This window comes from Bradyrhizobium sp. AT1, assembly GCF_001590795.1.
GTDB lineage: Bacteria > Pseudomonadota > Alphaproteobacteria > Rhizobiales > Xanthobacteraceae > Bradyrhizobium.
Genome location: NZ_JXDL01000001.1, coordinates 797,222 through 814,773, shown reverse-complemented (window position 1 = coordinate 814,773; position 17,552 = coordinate 797,222). Strand labels below are relative to the sequence as shown.

The window sequence follows — 17,552 nt, the reverse complement described above, 5'->3', positions numbered from 1 at the left end:
AGCGCGGCTTCCTTCACGATGCCACCGCGGGCGGTGTTGATGAGATATGCTTTCGGTTTCATCCGGCCGATCCGCGCTGCGTCGAACAGGCCGATCGTCTCCGGCGTCTTCGGGCAGTGGATGGTGACGAAATCGGCGTGAGGCAGCGCAGCGTCGAGGTCGGTCACGGGCTCGCAGCCGGCAGCCTTGATGTCAGCAGCTCCCTTGTAGGGATCGTAGACCTGCACGTTCATTTCCATCGCCAGGCACCGCTTGGCGATGCGGCTGCCGATGCGGCCGAAGCCGATGACCAGCACGGTCTTGCCGTAGAGGTCGAACGGCAGCATACCGAGCCGGTCGGCCCATTTGCCGTCCTTGACGCAGGCGTGCAGCTCCTGGGCGCGCTTGGCGAGCGTCAGCATCATGAACAGCGCCGCTTCCGCGACCGAAGGTGAGTTGGCGCTGCCGGCAACCATCAGCGGCACCTTGCGACGGGAGAGGGCGGGCACGTCGACGGCGTCGTAGCCGACGCCGATGCGGGTCACGACCTTCATGTCCTTGGCGGCTTCGAGCTCGGTCTCGCCAAAGGCGGTGGCGCCGAGCGCCACGCCATGGACCGGCGCATGGCTCTTCAGCAGGGATTCAAAGTCCTTGGCCGAGATCAGGTTCGAAAACTCGACGAGCTCGATATCGTCGCGCTGGGTGAGGAGGGCGCGTGCCCCTGGCGACAAAGTTTGTGTAACGAAAATCTTCTTCTTGTTGGTCGCCATCGTCCCCTGCCTGCGCGAGTTTCTTGGACCGGCGTCACAACACGACGCCGGTCGCCTCGTTTAGCAGGTGCATATTGTTGAGGTCCATCGCCAAACGCATGGGTGCCCCGTCCTTGGCGCCGGCATTGGGATTGACGCGGCCGCAGATCGGCGTGCCCTCGAGCCCGAAATAGACCAGCGTCTCCATGCCCATCGGCTCGGTGACGTCGAGCACGGTGTCGAAGCTCTCGACGCCGGGCTCCAGATGCGCATGCGACTCGGTGAGATGCTCGGGCCGGAGGCCGAGCAGCAGCTTCTCGGTGCGCGGCAGCGCGTTGTAGCGCGCAGCGCGGGCCGGCGGCAGCGCGAAGGCGATGCGGTCGGTGAGGCGGATCTGCAGCGTGCCGCCTGCATCCTCGAGCCGGCACGGGATGAAGTTCATCGCGGGCGAGCCGATGAAGCCGGCGACGAAGCGCGTGGCCGGCTTGTGGTAGAGTTCGTTCGGCGTGCCGATCTGCTCGATCCGTCCCTTGTTCATCACCACGACTCGGTCGGCCAGCGTCATCGCCTCGACCTGGTCGTGCGTGACGTAGACGGTGGTGGTGCGCACCTTCTGGTGAACCTTCTTGATCTCGATCCGCATCTGCACGCGCAGTTTCGCGTCGAGATTGGACAGCGGCTCGTCGAACAGGAACACCTTCGGATTGCGCACGATGGCGCGGCCCATCGCGACGCGCTGGCGCTGCCCGCCGGAAAGCTGCTTCGGCTTGCGGTCGATCAGGTCGGTGATGTCGAGGAGGCGGGCGGCCTCCGTCACCCGCGCCTTGATCTCGGCCTTGGGATAGTGCTTCAGGCGCAGCCCGAAAGACATGTTCTCCGCGACCGTCATGTGCGGGTACAGCGCGTAGTTCTGAAACACCATCGCGATGTCGCGATCCTTCGGCGGCACGTCGTTGACGACGTCGCCGCCGATCATGATGTCGCCGTCGCTGATGTCCTCGAGGCCCGCGATCATGCGCAGCGTCGTCGACTTGCCGCAGCCGGAGGGGCCGACCAGCACGATGAACTCATGATCCGCAATGTCGAGGTCGATGCCGCGCACCGCTTCGACATCGTCGTAACGCTTGACTACTTTCCGCAAAGCAACGTCAGCCATCGAACTTCAGCTCCTCGACATCAACCCTTTGTCGCACCGGCGGTCAGGCCGGCAATGTAATAGTCCATCAGGAAGGCGTAGATAACGAGCGGCGGCGCGGCGCCGAGCAGCGCGCCGGTCATGATCTGTCCCCAGTTGAAGACGTCGCCCTTGATCAGCGTGGTGGTGATACCGACCGGCAGCACGAGCTGATCCACCGATGTCGTGAACACCAGGGGATAGAGGAACTGGGCCCAGGACACCGTGAAGGCGAAGATTGTCGCCGCGATCAGGCCGGGCAGTGCCACGGGGATGAAGATCCGCGTCAGCGTCTGCAGCCAGGAGGCGCCGTCGATGAGGGCGGCTTCATCCAACTCCTTCGGGATCGAAGCGAAATAGCCGATCATGATCCAGGTGCAGAACGGCACGGTCAGCGTCGGATAGATGAACACCAGCACGTACCATCTGTTGAGGAGCGTGATGCCGGTCAGGTCCTGGACGACCCCGAGCACCTTGAACAAGGGGATGAACAGAAGGCTGTCCGGGATCAGGTAGGTGAGGAAGACGCCGGTGGCCAGCGTCGCCGAGCCCCAGAACTTCATCCGGGCCAGCGCGAAGGCCGCGGGGATGCTGATCATCATGGTCACGATCACCACGATGATCGAGATCACCGATGAATTCCAGAAGAAGCGCAGGAACTGGTTCGAGCTCAAAAGCTCGACATAGTTCGACAGCGTCGGATGGAACACCCACCACGGGTTGGTCGCGGCCGATATTTCCGCGCTGCTCTTCAGCGAGGTGATCAGCATGTAGATCGGCGGCGTCAGGAAGAAGATGGCGAACAGCACCAGGAAGAAGTAGGACCAGCGCAGCGCCCAGGCGCGGTCGCGGCTCATGCTGCCGTATTTGACCTTGCGGGACGGGCCGGCCTTGTCGATTGCGAGCGTGCTCATCAGGCTTCGTTTCCGCGTTTGTTGACATCGCGCAGGATGAAGATCGCTGCGACCGCCAGGATCGGCACCATGAACAGCGAGACGCAGGCGCCGAGCGGAATGTCGCTGCTCTGGATGCCGACCTGGAACGCCCAGGTGGCGAACAGATGCGTCGTATCCAGCGGGCCGCCCGACGTCAGGATGCGCACGATATCGAAATTGGCGAAGGTGACGATCAGCGAGAACAGCGTGGTGATCGCGATGATGTTGCGCATCATGGGCAGGGTGATGTGCCAGATCTTCTGCCACCAATTGGCGCCGTCGATCTCCGCGGCCTCATAGAGCTGATCAGGCACGGATTTCAGCGCGGCCAGATACATGATCATGAAGAACGGCGCGCCGTACCAGACGTTGACGAGGATGACGGAGAAACGCGCCCAGAAGGTGTCGCCGAGCCAGGGGATCGGCCCGACGCCGAAGAAGGACAGGGTGTAGTTGAAGGCGCTGTAGGAGGGGTCGAACAGCCACAGCCAGGCGAGTGTGCTCATCGCCGGCGGAATCACCCAGGGCACCAGCAACATGCCGCGCCATTTGCGCTGGCCCTTGGCCGGGATGTTGTGGACGAAGTGCGCGACGATGAAGCCGATCAAGGCCTTGAAGACCACGGCGGTGATGGCGAAGATGCAGGACTGTCGCACTACCATCCAGAACGTTTCGCGCTTGAACAGGAAGGTGAAGTTGCTGAGGCCGACGAACTTCGTCATCGCCTTGTTCAGCGTGGCGAGGTGAATCGAGTAGAGCGCGGGGTAGAGCACGAGCAGCAGGATCAGGAGGATCAGCGGCAGCGTCAGGAAGAACGCGACCGTCGACTTCCGCCCGAGCGTGTTGCGCAGGCTCGATCCCTTTCGCGCGCCCGTTGCCCGGGCGACGCGACCTTGTTCGACGACGACATCGGCCATATCGGTTCCTTGGGTCAGCTTTCTTGCAAACTGTCCAACCGCCAAGCCGCCAGAAGAGGCTGCTTCGCGGTCATGCGGATTGGTGCAGGAAATGCGGGCGGCCCACGCACATGGCGTGGACCGCCCCGTCATTCCCGGCCTAACTCCGCATGAAGCCTTCGCACTCGCCTTCGGCCCAGGCGAGGGCCTGATCCATGGTCTCGCCGCGCGCAAAGCGCAGCGCCATCTTGGTCAGCGTCGCCTGGAAGTAGATCTGCTGCGCGATCTTGGGCGGCGCGGGTGACGCCGCGATCGACAGCGTCTGGTGCTTGTAGGGGTCCGGATAGTGGAACAGCGTTCCCTTCGGCGGCCCTTCCTCCTGCCAGGTCTTGAACTTGGTCATGTTCGCATAGGCCGGCAGGTCATAGCCGCCGCTCACCGCGACGAACTTCTCGATCGACGAGGGCGAGGACATGTGAACCAGCAGGCTCTTGGCCGCCTCCTTGTTCTTGCCGAAGCTCCATACGCCCCAGAAGTAGGGCAGGTACGGCGCGAACCGTCCCTTCGGGCCGGACGGGAATCCATGCGTCCAGCACTGCTCGGCGACCTGCGGCGCGTCGCGCTTGGCGACGGCCCAGGCGCTCGGCGGATTGAGGATCATCGCGCCGCGGCCGGAGATCAGCCATTTGTTGTTGGAGGCGTCGTCCCAGGACGGCGCATCGGTTGGCAGGAACGCGATCAGCTTCTTGTAGAACTCCATGGCCTGGCGAACCTGGTCGGTCTTCACCGTGATATCGCCCTTGGCATTGACGAGCTCGGCGCCGAACGACTGGAAGATCGCGCCGGCGGTGTCCACGCTGTCGGTGGTCTCGCCGAGCCCGATGCCGAAGGGAACGCCGGCCTTGTGGCAGGCCTCGGCTGCCTTCAGGAAGGTCTCCATGGTCCAGTTGTCCGCCTTGGGCGGACCGCCGGCCGGGTACATCTCCTGCACGTCGATGCCGGCATGCTTCTTCATCAGATCGATGCGGGAGCAGGGCCCCTTGATCTGGCTGCCGGGTGTCGCGGGCACTGCGAGCCATTTTCCGCCCGACTGTCCGAGGTATTTGACGGTGCCGTTGACCTCGCCATTCTGTTTGAGCAGCGGCTCCATGACGTCGTTGAGCGGCTCGAGATTCTCGGAATAGGCCTGCGGCCACCAGCTCGGCATCTGAAGGATGTCGTGACCGGACTTGGCCTGGGCCTCGGCCGCTGCGGTCAGCTCGATCTTCTTGTTGTTGCTGGTGATGTAGTCGATGGAGACTTCGACCTTCTCCTTGGCGGCCCATTCGTTGACGAGATCGGTCGAGGCCTTGTTGGCGCCGGGGACCCAATGGTCCCAGAAGCCGATCGAGAGCTTGCCGGCGGCGTAAGCGCCCCGGACGTAGGGCGCCGTGATCAGCGCCGCGGAGGACATTGCAGTGGCAGCCACAAATTGACGTCGCGTCAGTTTCTTGCGTGACATCTCGTTTCCTCGCCTGGGTGTTGTTGTTGGAGTTTCCTCTGAGAGACTTTTCTTTTTGAGTTCTTGCTTGTTGAGTTCTTGTTGTTGGATTTTCTTATTGGTGCCGTCGGCTGACGTGAACAATCCACGCTGGCCGCAGCAAATTGGTAGCGCGATCAGATCATGATTGATCGCGTCTGTCGAGAAAGCCTAAGGGCTCCTCGTCTAGAACTAAGGGTGTGTCCGGCGCCGTCTTGATTGCACGTCGGGATCATGCGTCGCGCGTCAACGCAGCCGTTCATTTTGCGACGCACACTTCGTGCAAGCGAGCCCTCGAGCGATCCGTGCGCAATTACGCCGCAGTTTCGAATAAGCCTGCATAACCGCTTCGCACGAAAGACTTTTCGGGCGTGGACAGCAATCGGCTGCGTCTGGACCGCGAAGCGGCGGAGACGATAGAGTTGCAATTGGCGGGCGTTCTCGCCGGCAGGCCAGTCAGATCGACGATGGAGACGAGAATGATCAACCCGGCGCCGCCAGCGCGGCTTCACTTGCGACAATGGTTTGCGCTGGGGTCCGTGCTCGCGCTGCTGCTCGGCAACGCCGCGGCGGCGAATGCTCAAGGTTTGGTCAAAGGCGTGCAGGACGGTGCGGCGGCCGGGAACAAGGCGGCCGGTCCGGTCGGGGGCGTGCTCGGCGGCGCAATCGGCGGTGTGGTCGGCGTCTTCACCGGGGTGCTCGGCGTCGGCAACAATAACGGCAATCAGGCGCCAGCTGCCAAGGATACTGCGAAGGACACCGGCAAGGACGCCAAGCAGCAGGGCGCGGGCAAGGACAAGGAAGCCAAGAGCGGCAAAGCGGGCAAGGGCGCCAAGGCGAGCAAGGAGGCAAAGAACACCCCGCAGGGCAAGGACAACAAGGATGTCACGGTCCTCACCCAGCCCGGCGCGCCGCAGCAGACCGCCGAACAGATCGTCGCCAACAGCGATGCCTATATCGAGCGGATCAAGACCCAGCTGAACCTCACGCCCGACCAGGAGAAGCATTGGTACGGCTTTTCGAGCGCAATGCACTACCTCGGGCATAATGGCGCGGAGCGGCTCAACTTGCGGGTTGCGCGCGCCAAGCGGGATCCCCCCGACGACATCATCGAGCAGATGCGTAACGAGTCGCAGTTCCTGATCGACCGGGCCGCCGACCAGCGCAATGTCGCGGACGCCGCCGAGCCGCTCTTTTCGAGCCTCGACGACAAGCAGAAGCAGGTCTTCATTCAGGAGATGGTGCGCCTCAGCCACGAGCGCGGATTGGATTGATCAAGTTGAATTGGATCGGGCGCGTGTGAATTAACGCCGCCCGCCACGAATTCGTGAATCCTCTCCACAATTGATGTATGGTTAGCTTTGCAAGCTGACTGCGGGGTTGATATGGCGGACGGACTCTCCGTTTTCCTGGTCGAAGACGAGGCGTTGATCCGGATGATGATCGCCGACATGGTGGTGGAGCTCGGCCACCACGTCGTCGCGGAAGCGGACAATGTCCGGGACGCCAGCGCCTTCGCCATGACCGCGCAATACGATCTGGCGATCCTCGACATCAATCTCATGGGCGTTTACGTCGATCCCGTCGCGGATCTGATCGAACGTCGCGGAAAGCCGTTTCTGTTCGCTACGGGCTACGGTCCGGAATTGCTGCCGTCCTTGCTCCGGCGCAGGCCGATCTTGCGCAAGCCGATCGCAATGGATCAGCTCAAGGCGATGATCGATTCGATGTTTCCGGGAGCTCCCGTCAAAGCCCCGCACTGAGTGACGGTGACGATGCCGCAAACGAAATGGCCGCCCGTTGGGGCGGCCATTTGGCTACGGAATTTGTTGCGGTCTCAGATCAGGCCGGCGCTGAGGTCGACGCCAAGCGCCATCAGGCCGAACGAGGCCACCAGGCCCGTGCAGCAGAACAGCAAAATGGTCTTGAAGGACGAATCGGCGAAACGCGTTTCGACGACGGCCGGCATCGCGGCGATCGAAATCATGCTCATGTTCATTGCCCCCGTTGTTTGACCCTGAATTGCATCAGGCGGGGGAACTCTTAGAGCAAAAAGTTTGACGTCAGATTGCGGAAAATCGTTAATGAAGTCGCAATCACGTCCCGCAGTCGCGCGATGTTCGCCGGATTGCAAGCCTCAGTTGCGGCCGTTCTTCAGCACCGTGGCGATGGTGTGGGCCGTCATGGCCGCACGGTCCGACGCGCGCTGGGCGGCCAGCCGGTCCCGCGCCTTTTCCTCGATCAAGAGGTCGATCAGGGCCAGCCGCTTGTCTTCATTGTCCGCCTCGCTCAGCAGGCGGTGATAGCGGTGATAGTCGAAACCCAGATCCTGCTTACGCATGTTACGCCCCCGCAACTACGCCACATACACACTTGATTGTTTCTGATCGGGAACAGGCAGGCAAGCATGTTCGTGCGTGGAACCGCACATGCGCTGAATCATCTGTGAATATTGGAACCCGCGCGCCGAGGGCCTTTCGTGCCTCAATCCAGATTGTGATCGGCAAACATCTTCAGACCGACGAAGCTCGCATCGGGCTTGGTCACGAGCCGGGTTGGAATGTTACGCAAATAGTCCTGGAACCGGCCTTTGGCTTCGAAGCGCGACCGAAACGCAGAGGCCATCAGGTACTCGGGAAAGCGCGGCACGATTCCGCCGGCGATATACACACCGCCGCGGGCGCCGAACGTCACCGCGAGATTGCCGGCGACGGAACCAAGGATGGCGCAAAACATCTCCAGCGTCGCGCGGCTGACGGGACAACTGTTCTCCAGGGCGGCCTTGGTGATGCCGGCGGCATCGCGTTGCGGCACCTGGGCGCCGTCAACCTCCGCCAGGGCTTCGTAGAGATTCTGCAGCCCGGAACCCGAAAGCGCGCCGCGCTCGATGGAGACGTGGCCGAGGCGCCGGCGCAAGCACGCGATCACACGTTCCTCCCGCTCGTTCTCCGCCGGCAGCGTCGCGTGTCCGGCTTCGGTGACGACGGCGAGGCGCGCACCATGGCGCTCGACCAGGCAGGAGACGCCAAAGCCTGTTCCGGGTCCAACCACCAGCAGCGGCTCTCCGGGCAGGCCGTCTCCTCCGCCAAGCGGGGTCAGATCGGCAGGCTGCAAGGCGGGCAGGGACCAGGCGACCACTTCGAAATCGTTGAGCACATGGACGCTGTCGAAGCCGAGAGCCGGTTGCAGCTCGTTACCGTCGATGACCCAGGGACTGTTGGTCATGACGCAGCGGTTGTTGGTGACGGGACCCGCGACGGCCAACACGGCTCTGTAAGGCTGTTCGCCGCCGGACCGGCGCGCCAGGACGTCCGCGATGGCTTCCCGGACGGTGGGGAAGTCGGCGACCTTCACATAATCGATCGGTCCGATCTGATCGAAACCGCCCCGGCCCGATTCGCTCCGGCTCAGCGCGAAGCGCGCATTGGTACCGCCGATATCGGCGAGAAGAATCTGTCCTGTCTTGCCGATATTCATGACTTCGTGGCTGCCACCGCCATTCGGCCGCGCCAACCCTGTCCTCCACGCCTTTGACCCGACCCGCCTGTCGCGGACGGTTGCGAGAATCCGCCCTCGGGTGCGCCTAGTCAACACGGACGAGGCCGATCCGTTGCATCCCGGCAATGGTCAGGTGACCAATTCGCGCGGGCCTCGCAAGGTGCTGCCGGTTGCGAAGCAGCGCGGGAAGGCCGACACTAAGCGGACGGGCCTGGCTCCGGCGGGCAAGACATATCGAACGAGATGGGCGATGAAGATTTCCGACCGCGACGTGCTGCTGGCGATCGACGTGCAGAACGACTTCTGCTCCGGCGGAGCGCTCGCCGTTCCCAGCGGCGAGAAGGTCGTCCCGGCGATCAACCGCATCGCCCAAAGATTCGGCAATATCGTGCTGACCCAGGATTGGCATCCGCGCGACCACGTCTCGTTCGCGCCGAACCATGCGGGCAAGCAGCCGTTCCAGACCATTGAGCTCGATTACGGCACCCAGGTGCTGTGGCCGATGCATTGCGTGCAGGGCACCTCGGGCGCCGAATTCCATCGCGATCTCGACATCGTCAGGGCGAGCCTCGTGGTGCGCAAGGGTTTTCGCCGCGGCATTGATTCCTATTCGGCGTTATTCGAGAACGACAAGAAGACGCCGACAGGCCTGCTCGGCTATTTGCGCGAACGCGAGCTGAAGACCGTCTTCGTCGCCGGGCTTGCACTCGATTTCTGCGTCCGCTTCTCGGCAGAGGATGCCCGCGCGGCGGGATTCGATGTCGTCGTCATCGAGGACGCCTGCCGCGGCATCGATCTCGACGGTTCGGTGGCGTCGACGCATCAGAGCTTTCGACAGCGCGGTATTTCGGTGGTCGGCCTGGAGGCGTTCCTCTAGGGGGCGCGAGATAGTCATGGCAGAGAAGGCCGGCAAAGACAGAGGCACACAGGACGCCATCCCCGACGATCCGCTGCTGTGGCCATTTGCGGCGGCCCGTCTCGCCATGGATTCCTGCTTGTGGTGGCTGGAGCGCGGCCCGGCGGAGCAGGAAGAAAGCAGTCTGCCCTGGACGACGCCGAACAACGTCGCGCTCGAGCTTGTGACCATGCGGCTGCGCGATTGCTCACGGGGGCGGTCCGGCCAGGCTGCGCTGGTCTGCGCGCCCTATGCGCTGCATCGAGCCCTGATCGCCGATTTCGCGCCCGGCCACAGCGTGGTGGGGTCGCTGCAAGACGGCGGCGTTGACCGGGTCTATCTCACCGATTGGCGGTCAGCCACATCCGACATGCGCTACCTCTCGATCGACAGCTATCTCGGCGATCTCAACGTCGCCGTCGACGAGATCGGCGCGCCTGTCGATCTCGTGGGGCTGTGCCAGGGCGGCTGGCTGTCGCTGCTCTATGCCGCGCGCTTTCCCGCCAAGGTCCGGCGGCTGGTGCTGGTCGGCGCGCCTGTGGACCTGTCGATCGATTCTTCATTGTCCCGTCTCACCCACAACGCGCCCGAGATGGTCTACGACCAACTCGTCGCGCGCGGCGGCGGCAATGTCCGCGGCGAGGAAATGCTCCGCCTGTGGTCCAAGGCGCCGAGCCGCGACGATATCGTCCAGGCTCTGCAGAAAGACCTGTCGGACGAAGAAGGCACTGCGCTGCTCACGCGCTTCGACCGCTGGAATGCCGAGACGCTCGATCTGCCGGGTAAATATTATCTCGAGATCGTCAATCGAATCTTCCGGAAGAACCAGATCGCCGGCGGCGGTTTCACAGCTCTCGGCCGCACGGTCGACCTGAAGGACGTCAAGGCGCCGGTCTTCCTGCTCGCCGGGCTCGATGACGACGTTGTGCCGGCCGCGCAGGCGCTCGCTACCGCAGGTCTCCTCGGCACACCGCTGGCCTTCATTGCGGCGGCTTCCGAGCCGAGCAATCACCTCGGCCTGTTCATGGGCGCGCGCACCCACGCGCATGCCTGGCCGCGGATCGCCGAATGGCTGCGCGGCGATCTCTCCGGCGTGCTGGCCCGCAGCGCCTGAGCCCGTCGGGCGCTGGCTGGCAGCCCTGCAAATCCGTTATGCATGACGTCGGATGGCCTGCACGGGACCTGGTCGATGGGCTACATAGGGTCTGAGGCTGACGGCTTCGGCAGCGAAGAGATTTTGGGGTACTGCGCTCGATGACTTTCCACTCGATCTACGCCCACGGATTTGCGCGGGTGGCGGCCTGTGTCACCACCTCCCATGTCGCCGATCCCACGGCCAACGCCAAGGCCGTGCTGGCGGCGGCCAATGCCTGCCACGAGCAATCGGTGGCGGTCGCGGTGTTTCCCGAGCTGTGCCTGTCCGGCTATGCGATCGAGGACCTGGTCAAGCAGGATCCGCTGCTCGATGCGGTCGAGCGCGGCCTCGTGGGCATCGTCGAGGGCTCCGCAGGACTGATGCCGGTCCTGATCGTCGGCGCGCCGCTGCGCTTTGGCCATCGCATCTACAATTGCGCCGTTGTCATTCATTGCGGCAACGTTCTCGGCGTGGTGCCGAAGAGCTATCTGCCGACCTACCGCGAGTTCTACGAGGGGCGGCATTTCGCCTCCGGCGCCGGCATCGCCGGGGAGACGATCGCGTTCGGAGGACTGCATGCTCCGTTCGGCATTGACCTTCTATTTTCGGCGGAGGATGTCCCAGGCCTCACCATTGGCGTCGAAATCTGCGAGGACATGTGGATTCCGGTGACGCCATCAGCGGAATTGGCGCTCGCCGGTGCGAGCGTGCTGATCAATCTCTCGGGCAGCCCGATCACGATCGGCCGGGCTCGCTCGCGCGCGCTGCTGTGCCAGTCGACATCGGCGCGTTGCCTCGCGGCTTACGTCTACTCGGCTGCTGGGGCAGGGGAATCGACCACCGATCTTGCCTGGGACGGCCAGACCTCGATCTACGAGAACGGCGTGCTGCTCGCGGAGGGCGAGCGGTTCCGGCAGGGCGGCCAGATCACAACTGCCGACATCGATCTCGACCTGCTCAGGCAGGAGCGTGCGCTGATGGGCACGTTCGACGACAATCGCCGCCAGCGCGAGGCGTTCTACCGCAAGGTGACATTCGCCCTGAAGCCGCCATCCGCCGATATCGGCTTCCTGCGCAAGATCGAACGCTTTCCGTTCGTGCCGAGCGACGAAAGCCTGCTGGAGCAGGATTGCTACGAGGCCTACAACATCCAGGTCGCCGGCCTCGTCCAGCGCATGCGCGCCACGGGCACCAAGCGCGTGGTGATCGGCGTCTCGGGCGGGCTCGATTCCACCCACGCCTTGATCGTCGCCGCCAAGGCTGTCGATCTGCTCGGCCTGCCGCGGGAGAACATCCTGGCCTACACCATGCCGGGCTTTGCCACCGGAAGCGAGAGCAAGACCCACGCGCTTGCGCTGATGAAGTCCTTGCACACGAGCTGGCAGGAGCTCGACATCCGCACCACCGCGACGCAGATGCTGAAGGACATCGGCCACCCCTTCGGCCAGGGCGAGAAGGTCTACGACGTCACCTTCGAGAACGTGCAGGCCGGCCTGCGCACGGATTATCTGTTCCGGCTCGCCAACCATCACGGCGGCATCGTGATCGGAACCGGCGATCTCTCCGAGCTTGCGCTCGGCTGGTGCACCTATGGCGTCGGCGACCAGATGGCGCATTACAACGTCAATGCCGGCGTGCCGAAGACGCTGATCCAGCATCTGATCCGCTGGGTGATCTCGTCGAAGCAGTTCAGCGACGACGTCAACCGCACGCTCGGATCGATCCTGGTTGCCGAGATCTCGCCCGAGCTGGTGCCGGTGGAGCCCGGCCAGAAGCCGCAGAGCACGGAAGCGTCGGTCGGGCCGTACGAGCTGCAGGATTTCAACCTGTTCTACACGTTGCGCTTCGGCATGCGCCCGTCCAAGATCGCCTTCATGGCGCAACACGCCTGGAAGGACGTGGCCAAGGGCGAATGGCCGCCGGCCTTTCCGGGCGACCGGCGCAGGGCCTATGATCTTCCCGAGATCCGACGCTGGCTCGAAGTGTTCCTGCGCCGCTTCTTCGCCTTCAGCCAGTTCAAGCGTTCGGCCATGCCGAACGGCCCGAAGGTCTCGGCGGGTGGCTCGCTGTCGCCGCGCGGCGACTGGCGCGCACCGTCGGATTCGAGCGCGGCGGCGTGGCTCGAGGATCTCGAACGCAACGTGCCGAACTGATCGGGGCGGACCGACATGGGAAGGTGATCGGATGTCGGCGGGGGATGGGGCAGAGACGGGTGAGGAGGCCAGGGTCATCAACGGCCTCTACATTTTCGACATCGAAATGCGCGACGGCAAGCGCGGACAGGCGAGAGGCGTGGTCGTGCTCAGCGATGGCCGCATCATGGGCGGCGACAGCTTCTTTTACTACACCGGCAGCTACACCTTCCGGAACGGCAAGTGGCGCGGCGACATGATCGTCAATCAGCATACCGAAGCCGTCGGCAGAACCCTCGCATTCGGCGGCCGGGAGGTCACTTGCGGTTTCTCGGGCGACTACTCCGCCGGTGGCGCCGAGGTCGAAGGCATGGCGCTGGTCGGCAAGACCAGCGTGACATTCACGGCCCGCCTCACACTCAAGGACGCGACGTGAGCCGCGCGTGACCGACCCTCGTTCCCGTCTGGAACATTCCCACCGACAGAACGTTCGCGTCCGTTGTTGCGAATTGTCGAGGAGAGGGATCATGCGTCAACACTTGATGTTATCGACTGCGGCCGTCGGGCTTATGCTCGCGTCCGGCATTGCCTATGCCCAGGCGCCCGGTGAGCGCAGAGACGAGCCCAGACGGACCGAGGAACCCGCCAAGGGCGCTGGGCCGCAACGTGGCGGCGCCCAAGAGCGCGTTCAAGAACGCGTGCAGGATCGCGTACAGGGCGCCCAGGAGCGAGTGCAGGGCGCGGGCCGCGAAGAGAAGGGCGGCGGCCCTGCCAGGCAGGATGCGAATGACGACAAGCGTCAGCCCGCCAATTCCGCCGAGCGCAGTCAACCGAAGCAGAAAGATCAGGCACAAGAATCCCGCGAGCCTTCGCGCGATCGCAACCGTGAAGCCGAGAGCGCGAAACCGGGACGCGACGGCAAGAGCAGCGCCGAGACGAAGCAGGACAAGTCAGCGCCGCAGAAATCAACGGCCGAGTCCGAGAAATCCAAGACCGGGCCCGCTGCCCAGCAGAACCAGCCGCCGCGCAATGCCGCCGAGCAACAGCCGGCGCAGCAGAACAACCGGCCAGCAACGGCGACGGACACGAACCGTACGGCCCCGACCAACAATGCGCAGACCGCGCCGTCCGGTACCCAGACCAATACGCAGGTCAATCAGCAGGCCCAGGTGACGTCCGAGAAGCAGGTGCGGATCTCCGAAACGGTGAGCCGCGCCCGCCTGGCGCAGCCGGAGCGCAACCTCAACATCTCGATCCGGATCGGCGAGACGATTCCGCCACGCGTTCGTCTCTACCGGGTTCCGCCGGAGATCGTTTCGATCGAGCCGGAATACCGGGACTACGAGTATTTCGCCACGGATGACGAGGTCGTCATCGTGGAGCCGCGCACGCATCGCATCGTCAGCCAGGTGCCGCGCGATCCGGCGCGAGCCCGCGCCCAGATGGGTGGCAGCGCTTCACCGAGCATGGCGGCGGCCGGGGCGAGCCCAGTGAACTGCCAGATCATGCGGCGTGACGCGTCGGGCAACGTCGCTCAGGCCGAGCCCACCACGGTCGGCTCGACCGCGCGCGGCGACACAATGAGCGTGATCGTCCAGATGCCCGGCGGCGGCTCGTCCGCGCCGATCGCGCTCGGCGCTCCCGCGGGCAACATCGTGGTCGCCACGCAAGGGCAGGGCGACTGCACGGTGACGCTCGAGCCGCAGACACGCTAACCGAAAAACCCCGCAGAAACGACAACGCGCCGCCCGGATGCCCCATCCGGACGGCGCGTTGCTGCGTTCGATTAGAAAGTTTCGAGGTCCGGAGTGCCTAGGAGTCCGGACCTCGTCACCTTGCCCCAGCCTTCAATCCCCCGCCCCATGTGGTCCCCCAACCCCATGTAGCGCGATCAGAGGGTGATGCCCGTGGAAGTGGCCGCCGATCGATGTCCCGCGATGTACGCGAACTATGGTTAGGATTCCATTCCGGATCACTACGGACAACGATACCGCTTGCCATGTGTTCGTTCGGCATCGGCACAGCGGTCGCTGATGCCTGAATCGGGAGCGGGCCGGGAGGATGTCCACATCTGCTCGCGCCCCGGAACCTCGATTTCACCGGCCTGTCATTGAACTGGTCTAGCGCTGCTCCCGTCATCGCTGACAGCCAAGGAGCAAGCCATGTCGAAGCCGGTGCTGGGCGCCGCATTGTCCATCAAATCGATCCCCGCGCATCGCGACTGGCTTCTCGACAGGCAGCGCGATCTCGAGATCCAGGATTTCTTCCGCGCGGACCTGCTCGATAGCGATTGGCGCAGCACGGCCGGCGAGATCAAGCAGATGCTGTCAGGCCATACCGGCCGGCTCGGCATCCACGGCCCGTTCTGGGGTTTCAAGATCGACAGCCACGATCCCATGATCCGCCAGGCCGTGACCAAGCGCCTGCTGCAGGGCCTGGAGGCCGCCGAGTTCCTTGGCGCGACGCAGATGGTGATCCATTCGCCGTTCACGACCTGGGACCACAACAATCTCGATCTCTACCCTGACAACCGCGCCAACATCGTCGAACGCGTCAAGGCGACACTGGCCGAGGTGATCGCGCGTGCCGAAAACATCGGCTGCGAAATCGTCATCGAGAACATCGAGGACAAGGACCCGCGCGATCGCGTTCGTCTCGCCAAGGCGCTGGAAAGCGGCAAGGTCCGCGTCTCGCTCGACACGGGCCATGCCAACTACGCCCACATCTCCACCGGCGCGCCGCCGGTCGATTATTGCGTCGAAGCCGCCGGCGACATGCTCACGCATGTGCACCTGCAGGACACCGACGGCTTTGCCGACCGGCACTGGGCGCCGGGCGAGGGCAACATTCCCTGGGTCGCATTGTTCCGCGCGCTGGGACGGCTGAATTCCAATCCGCGGCTGATCCTCGAGCTCCGCAATCACGACGACGTCCGCAAGGGCGCAGCCCATCTCGCCGCGCTCGGTCTCGCCGAATAACCGCATCATCTGGGGCTATCGTTATGAGCAAATTCACCCGTCGCACCATCCTGAAATCCGGCGGGGCCGCCGCGAGCACGCTGCTGCTGCCGCGCTTTGCCATCGCGCAAGGCGACAATCGTCCGTCGGTGACGATCGCCGTGCAGAAGGTCACCAACGCGAACGTGCTCGACGTGCTGCGCGAGCAGTCCAATGTCGGCGAGCGCGTGTTCTTCTCCTCGATCTGGGAAGGCCTGATCTCCAAGAACTGGCGCGGCAATCTGGAAGCCGTGCCCGGCCTTGCCACCGAATGGCGCCGCATCGACGACCAAACCGTCGAGGTGAAGCTGCGCCAGGGCGTCAAATTCCACAACGGTGATGAGCTTACTGCGGAAGACGTCGTCTTCACCTTCAGCCGCGAGCGCATGTTCGGCGAGACCGAGGCCAAGAGCCGCTCCACCATCCAGGCCTTCGAGAAGATCCCGACGCCGCGGCCCGGCAAGGAGCTGCCGCCTGACGTGCCCGCCGTCGCGCGCCGCATCTGGCCGGATCTCGTGCGCGTCGATGCCGTCGACAAGTACACCGTGCGCTTCTACAACGCGACGCCCGACGTCACGATCGAAGGCCGGCTGTCGCGCTACGGCTCCGACATCATGAACCGCCGCGCCTGGGACGAGTCCGCGAGCTATCTCGACTGGGCGCGCAAGCCGGTCACGACCGGCCCCTACAAGGTCGTCGAGCTCAAGCCCGACGTGTCGCTGACCCTAGAGGCCCACGACGAATATTGGGGCGGCCGTCCGCCGCTCAAGCGCATCCGCTTTCTCGAAGTGCCTGAAGTCGCGAGCCGCATTAACGGCCTGTTGTCAGGCGAATACCAGTTCGCCTGCGACATCCCGCCGGACCAGATCGCCGGCATCGAGAAGAATGCCGCGTTCGAAGTGCAGGGCGGCACCATCCTCAATCACCGCCTGACCGTGTTCGACAAGAACCACGCCGTACTCGCCAACCCGCTGGTGCGCCGCGCCTTCACCCACGCGATCGACCGCCAGGCGATCGTGGACAGCCTGTGGGCCGGCCGCACCCGCGTGCCGAAGGGTCTGCAGTGGGAGTTCTACGGCGACATGTTCAACGCCGACTGGAGCGTGCCGGCCTACGATCCCAAGCTGGCGCAGGAACTGCTCAAGCAGGCCAATTACAAGGGCGATCCGATCCCGTACCGTCTGCTCAACAACTACTACACCAACCAGGTCGCGACCGCGCAGGTGCTGGTCGAGATGTGGAAGTCGGTCGGCCTCAACGTGCAGATCGAGACCAAGGAGAACTGGTCGCAGATCATGGAGCGTGCGCCGACCCGCGCCGTGCGCGACTGGTCGAACTCGGCGGCCTTCAACGATCCGGTCTCCTCGCTGGTCGCCCAGCACGGGCCGAACGGCCAGCAGCAGCAGATCGGCGAGTGGACCAACGCCGAGCTGAACAAGCTCTCGGAGTTCCTGGAGACATCGACCGACCGGCCTGCGCGCAAGAAGGCGTTCCGCCGCATGCTGGAGATCGCCGAGCGCGAGGACCCCGCCTACACGGTGCTGCACCAGAACGCGACCTTCACCGCCAAGCCGAAATCGATCAAGTGGAAGGCCTCGCCCGCCTTCGCGATGGATTTCCGCGCCGGCAATTTCGAGGCGTGAG

General features: G+C 64.0%; 17 protein-coding genes. 9 read left to right on the top strand and 8 right to left on the bottom strand.

Going from position 1 to position 17,552, the window contains the following annotated elements; all coding sequences use genetic code 11:
* The 5 genes from SE92_RS03825 to SE92_RS03805 form a co-directional block, all read right to left on the bottom strand.
* Positions 1-749, bottom strand: a 749-nt coding sequence (locus SE92_RS03825; protein ID WP_063203331.1) for an NAD(P)-dependent oxidoreductase, incomplete at its 3' end; no start/stop codon positions are given.
* Positions 750-783: 34 nt separating this feature from the next.
* Entirely contained in the window at positions 784-1,884 is a 1,101-nt protein-coding gene (locus SE92_RS03820) for an ABC transporter ATP-binding protein (protein ID WP_063194538.1), read from the bottom strand.
* Positions 1,885-1,904: 20 nt separating this feature from the next.
* Entirely contained in the window at positions 1,905-2,816 is a 912-nt protein-coding gene (locus SE92_RS03815; RefSeq protein WP_063194537.1) for a carbohydrate ABC transporter permease, read from the bottom strand.
* The gene (locus SE92_RS03810; RefSeq protein WP_063194536.1) at positions 2,816-3,754 is read right to left on the bottom strand and encodes a carbohydrate ABC transporter permease; all 939 of its coding nucleotides are present in this window, start codon (positions 3,752-3,754) and stop codon (positions 2,816-2,818) included. The genes SE92_RS03815 and SE92_RS03810 overlap by 1 nt, the downstream gene beginning before the upstream one ends.
* Before the next feature lie 139 nt (positions 3,755-3,893).
* Complete coding sequence (locus SE92_RS03805) at positions 3,894-5,234, bottom strand: ABC transporter substrate-binding protein (protein WP_063194535.1); 1,341 nt, start codon at positions 5,232-5,234, stop codon at positions 3,894-3,896.
* A 497-nt stretch (positions 5,235-5,731) separates the two neighbouring features.
* Here SE92_RS03805 and SE92_RS03800 point away from each other — a divergent pair, with 497 nt between their 5' ends.
* Both SE92_RS03800 and SE92_RS03795 read left to right on the top strand, forming a co-directional pair.
* Positions 5,732-6,526, top strand: coding sequence for a Spy/CpxP family protein refolding chaperone (locus tag SE92_RS03800; protein WP_063194534.1), 795 nt, complete (start codon positions 5,732-5,734; stop codon positions 6,524-6,526).
* A 111-nt stretch (positions 6,527-6,637) separates the two neighbouring features.
* A complete protein-coding gene (locus SE92_RS03795) occupies positions 6,638-7,015 on the top strand; it encodes a response regulator (protein ID WP_063194533.1) in 378 nt (125 codons plus the stop codon).
* A 74-nt stretch (positions 7,016-7,089) separates the two neighbouring features.
* Here SE92_RS03795 and SE92_RS36465 read toward each other — a convergent pair whose 3' ends face one another.
* The 3 genes from SE92_RS36465 to glk all read right to left on the bottom strand — a co-directional run bounded on the left by SE92_RS36465 (position 7,090) and on the right by glk (position 8,729).
* Positions 7,090-7,245, bottom strand: coding sequence for a hypothetical protein (locus SE92_RS36465; protein WP_198172549.1), 156 nt, complete (start codon positions 7,243-7,245; stop codon positions 7,090-7,092).
* Positions 7,246-7,389: 144 nt separating this feature from the next.
* Positions 7,390-7,593: a hypothetical protein gene (locus tag SE92_RS03790; protein WP_063194532.1), complete on the bottom strand. Its 204-nt coding sequence runs from the start codon at positions 7,591-7,593 to the stop codon at positions 7,390-7,392.
* 143 nt (positions 7,594-7,736) lie between these two features.
* A complete protein-coding gene (gene glk / locus SE92_RS03785) occupies positions 7,737-8,729 on the bottom strand; it encodes a glucokinase (RefSeq protein WP_063194531.1) in 993 nt (330 codons plus the stop codon).
* Positions 8,730-9,000: 271 nt separating this feature from the next.
* On the opposite strand from glk, the gene pncA reads away from it, so the two are divergent.
* The 7 genes from pncA to SE92_RS03750 all read left to right on the top strand — a co-directional run bounded on the left by pncA (position 9,001) and on the right by SE92_RS03750 (position 17,551).
* Positions 9,001-9,627: a bifunctional nicotinamidase/pyrazinamidase gene (gene pncA / locus SE92_RS03780; protein ID WP_063203330.1), complete on the top strand. Its 627-nt coding sequence runs from the start codon at positions 9,001-9,003 to the stop codon at positions 9,625-9,627.
* Positions 9,628-9,643: 16 nt separating this feature from the next.
* Complete coding sequence (locus SE92_RS03775; protein WP_063194530.1) at positions 9,644-10,759, top strand: alpha/beta fold hydrolase; 1,116 nt, start codon at positions 9,644-9,646, stop codon at positions 10,757-10,759.
* Positions 10,760-10,899: 140 nt separating this feature from the next.
* Positions 10,900-12,933 carry an NAD(+) synthase gene (locus SE92_RS03770; protein WP_063194529.1) on the top strand — a complete coding sequence of 678 codons (2,034 nt, stop codon included), beginning with the start codon at positions 10,900-10,902 and terminating at the stop codon, positions 12,931-12,933.
* 31 nt (positions 12,934-12,964) lie between these two features.
* Complete coding sequence (locus tag SE92_RS03765; protein WP_063194528.1) at positions 12,965-13,348, top strand: GrlR family regulatory protein; 384 nt, start codon at positions 12,965-12,967, stop codon at positions 13,346-13,348.
* A gap of 91 nt (positions 13,349-13,439) precedes the next feature.
* Positions 13,440-14,627: a DUF1236 domain-containing protein gene (locus SE92_RS03760; RefSeq protein WP_063194527.1), complete on the top strand. Its 1,188-nt coding sequence runs from the start codon at positions 13,440-13,442 to the stop codon at positions 14,625-14,627.
* A 447-nt stretch (positions 14,628-15,074) separates the two neighbouring features.
* Entirely contained in the window at positions 15,075-15,890 is an 816-nt protein-coding gene (locus SE92_RS03755) for a sugar phosphate isomerase/epimerase family protein (protein WP_063194526.1), read from the top strand.
* A 23-nt stretch (positions 15,891-15,913) separates the two neighbouring features.
* Positions 15,914-17,551: an ABC transporter substrate-binding protein gene (locus SE92_RS03750; protein WP_063194525.1), complete on the top strand. Its 1,638-nt coding sequence runs from the start codon at positions 15,914-15,916 to the stop codon at positions 17,549-17,551.
* Position 17,552: the final 1 nt, after the last annotated feature.

Excerpts from the sequence above, each read along its gene's own strand:
- SE92_RS03820 (WP_063194538.1), bottom strand. The coding sequence starts at position 1,884 with ATGGCTGACGTTGCTTTGCGGAAAGTAGTCAAGCGTTACGACGATGTC.
- SE92_RS03815 (WP_063194537.1), bottom strand. The coding sequence starts at position 2,816 with ATGAGCACGCTCGCAATCGACAAGGCCGGCCCGTCCCGCAAGGTCAAA.
- SE92_RS03810 (WP_063194536.1), bottom strand. The coding sequence starts at position 3,754 with ATGGCCGATGTCGTCGTCGAACAAGGTCGCGTCGCCCGGGCAACGGGC.
- SE92_RS03805 (WP_063194535.1), bottom strand. The coding sequence starts at position 5,234 with ATGTCACGCAAGAAACTGACGCGACGTCAATTTGTGGCTGCCACTGCA.
- SE92_RS03800 (WP_063194534.1), top strand. The coding sequence starts at position 5,732 with ATGATCAACCCGGCGCCGCCAGCGCGGCTTCACTTGCGACAATGGTTT.
- SE92_RS03795 (WP_063194533.1), top strand. The coding sequence starts at position 6,638 with ATGGCGGACGGACTCTCCGTTTTCCTGGTCGAAGACGAGGCGTTGATC.
- SE92_RS36465 (WP_198172549.1), bottom strand. The coding sequence starts at position 7,245 with ATGAGCATGATTTCGATCGCCGCGATGCCGGCCGTCGTCGAAACGCGT.
- SE92_RS03790 (WP_063194532.1), bottom strand. The coding sequence starts at position 7,593 with ATGCGTAAGCAGGATCTGGGTTTCGACTATCACCGCTATCACCGCCTG.
- glk (WP_063194531.1), bottom strand. The coding sequence starts at position 8,729 with ATGAATATCGGCAAGACAGGACAGATTCTTCTCGCCGATATCGGCGGT.
- pncA (WP_063203330.1), top strand. The coding sequence starts at position 9,001 with ATGAAGATTTCCGACCGCGACGTGCTGCTGGCGATCGACGTGCAGAAC.
- SE92_RS03775 (WP_063194530.1), top strand. The coding sequence starts at position 9,644 with ATGGCAGAGAAGGCCGGCAAAGACAGAGGCACACAGGACGCCATCCCC.
- SE92_RS03770 (WP_063194529.1), top strand. The coding sequence starts at position 10,900 with ATGACTTTCCACTCGATCTACGCCCACGGATTTGCGCGGGTGGCGGCC.
- SE92_RS03765 (WP_063194528.1), top strand. The coding sequence starts at position 12,965 with ATGTCGGCGGGGGATGGGGCAGAGACGGGTGAGGAGGCCAGGGTCATC.
- SE92_RS03760 (WP_063194527.1), top strand. The coding sequence starts at position 13,440 with ATGCGTCAACACTTGATGTTATCGACTGCGGCCGTCGGGCTTATGCTC.
- SE92_RS03755 (WP_063194526.1), top strand. The coding sequence starts at position 15,075 with ATGTCGAAGCCGGTGCTGGGCGCCGCATTGTCCATCAAATCGATCCCC.
- SE92_RS03750 (WP_063194525.1), top strand. The coding sequence starts at position 15,914 with ATGAGCAAATTCACCCGTCGCACCATCCTGAAATCCGGCGGGGCCGCC.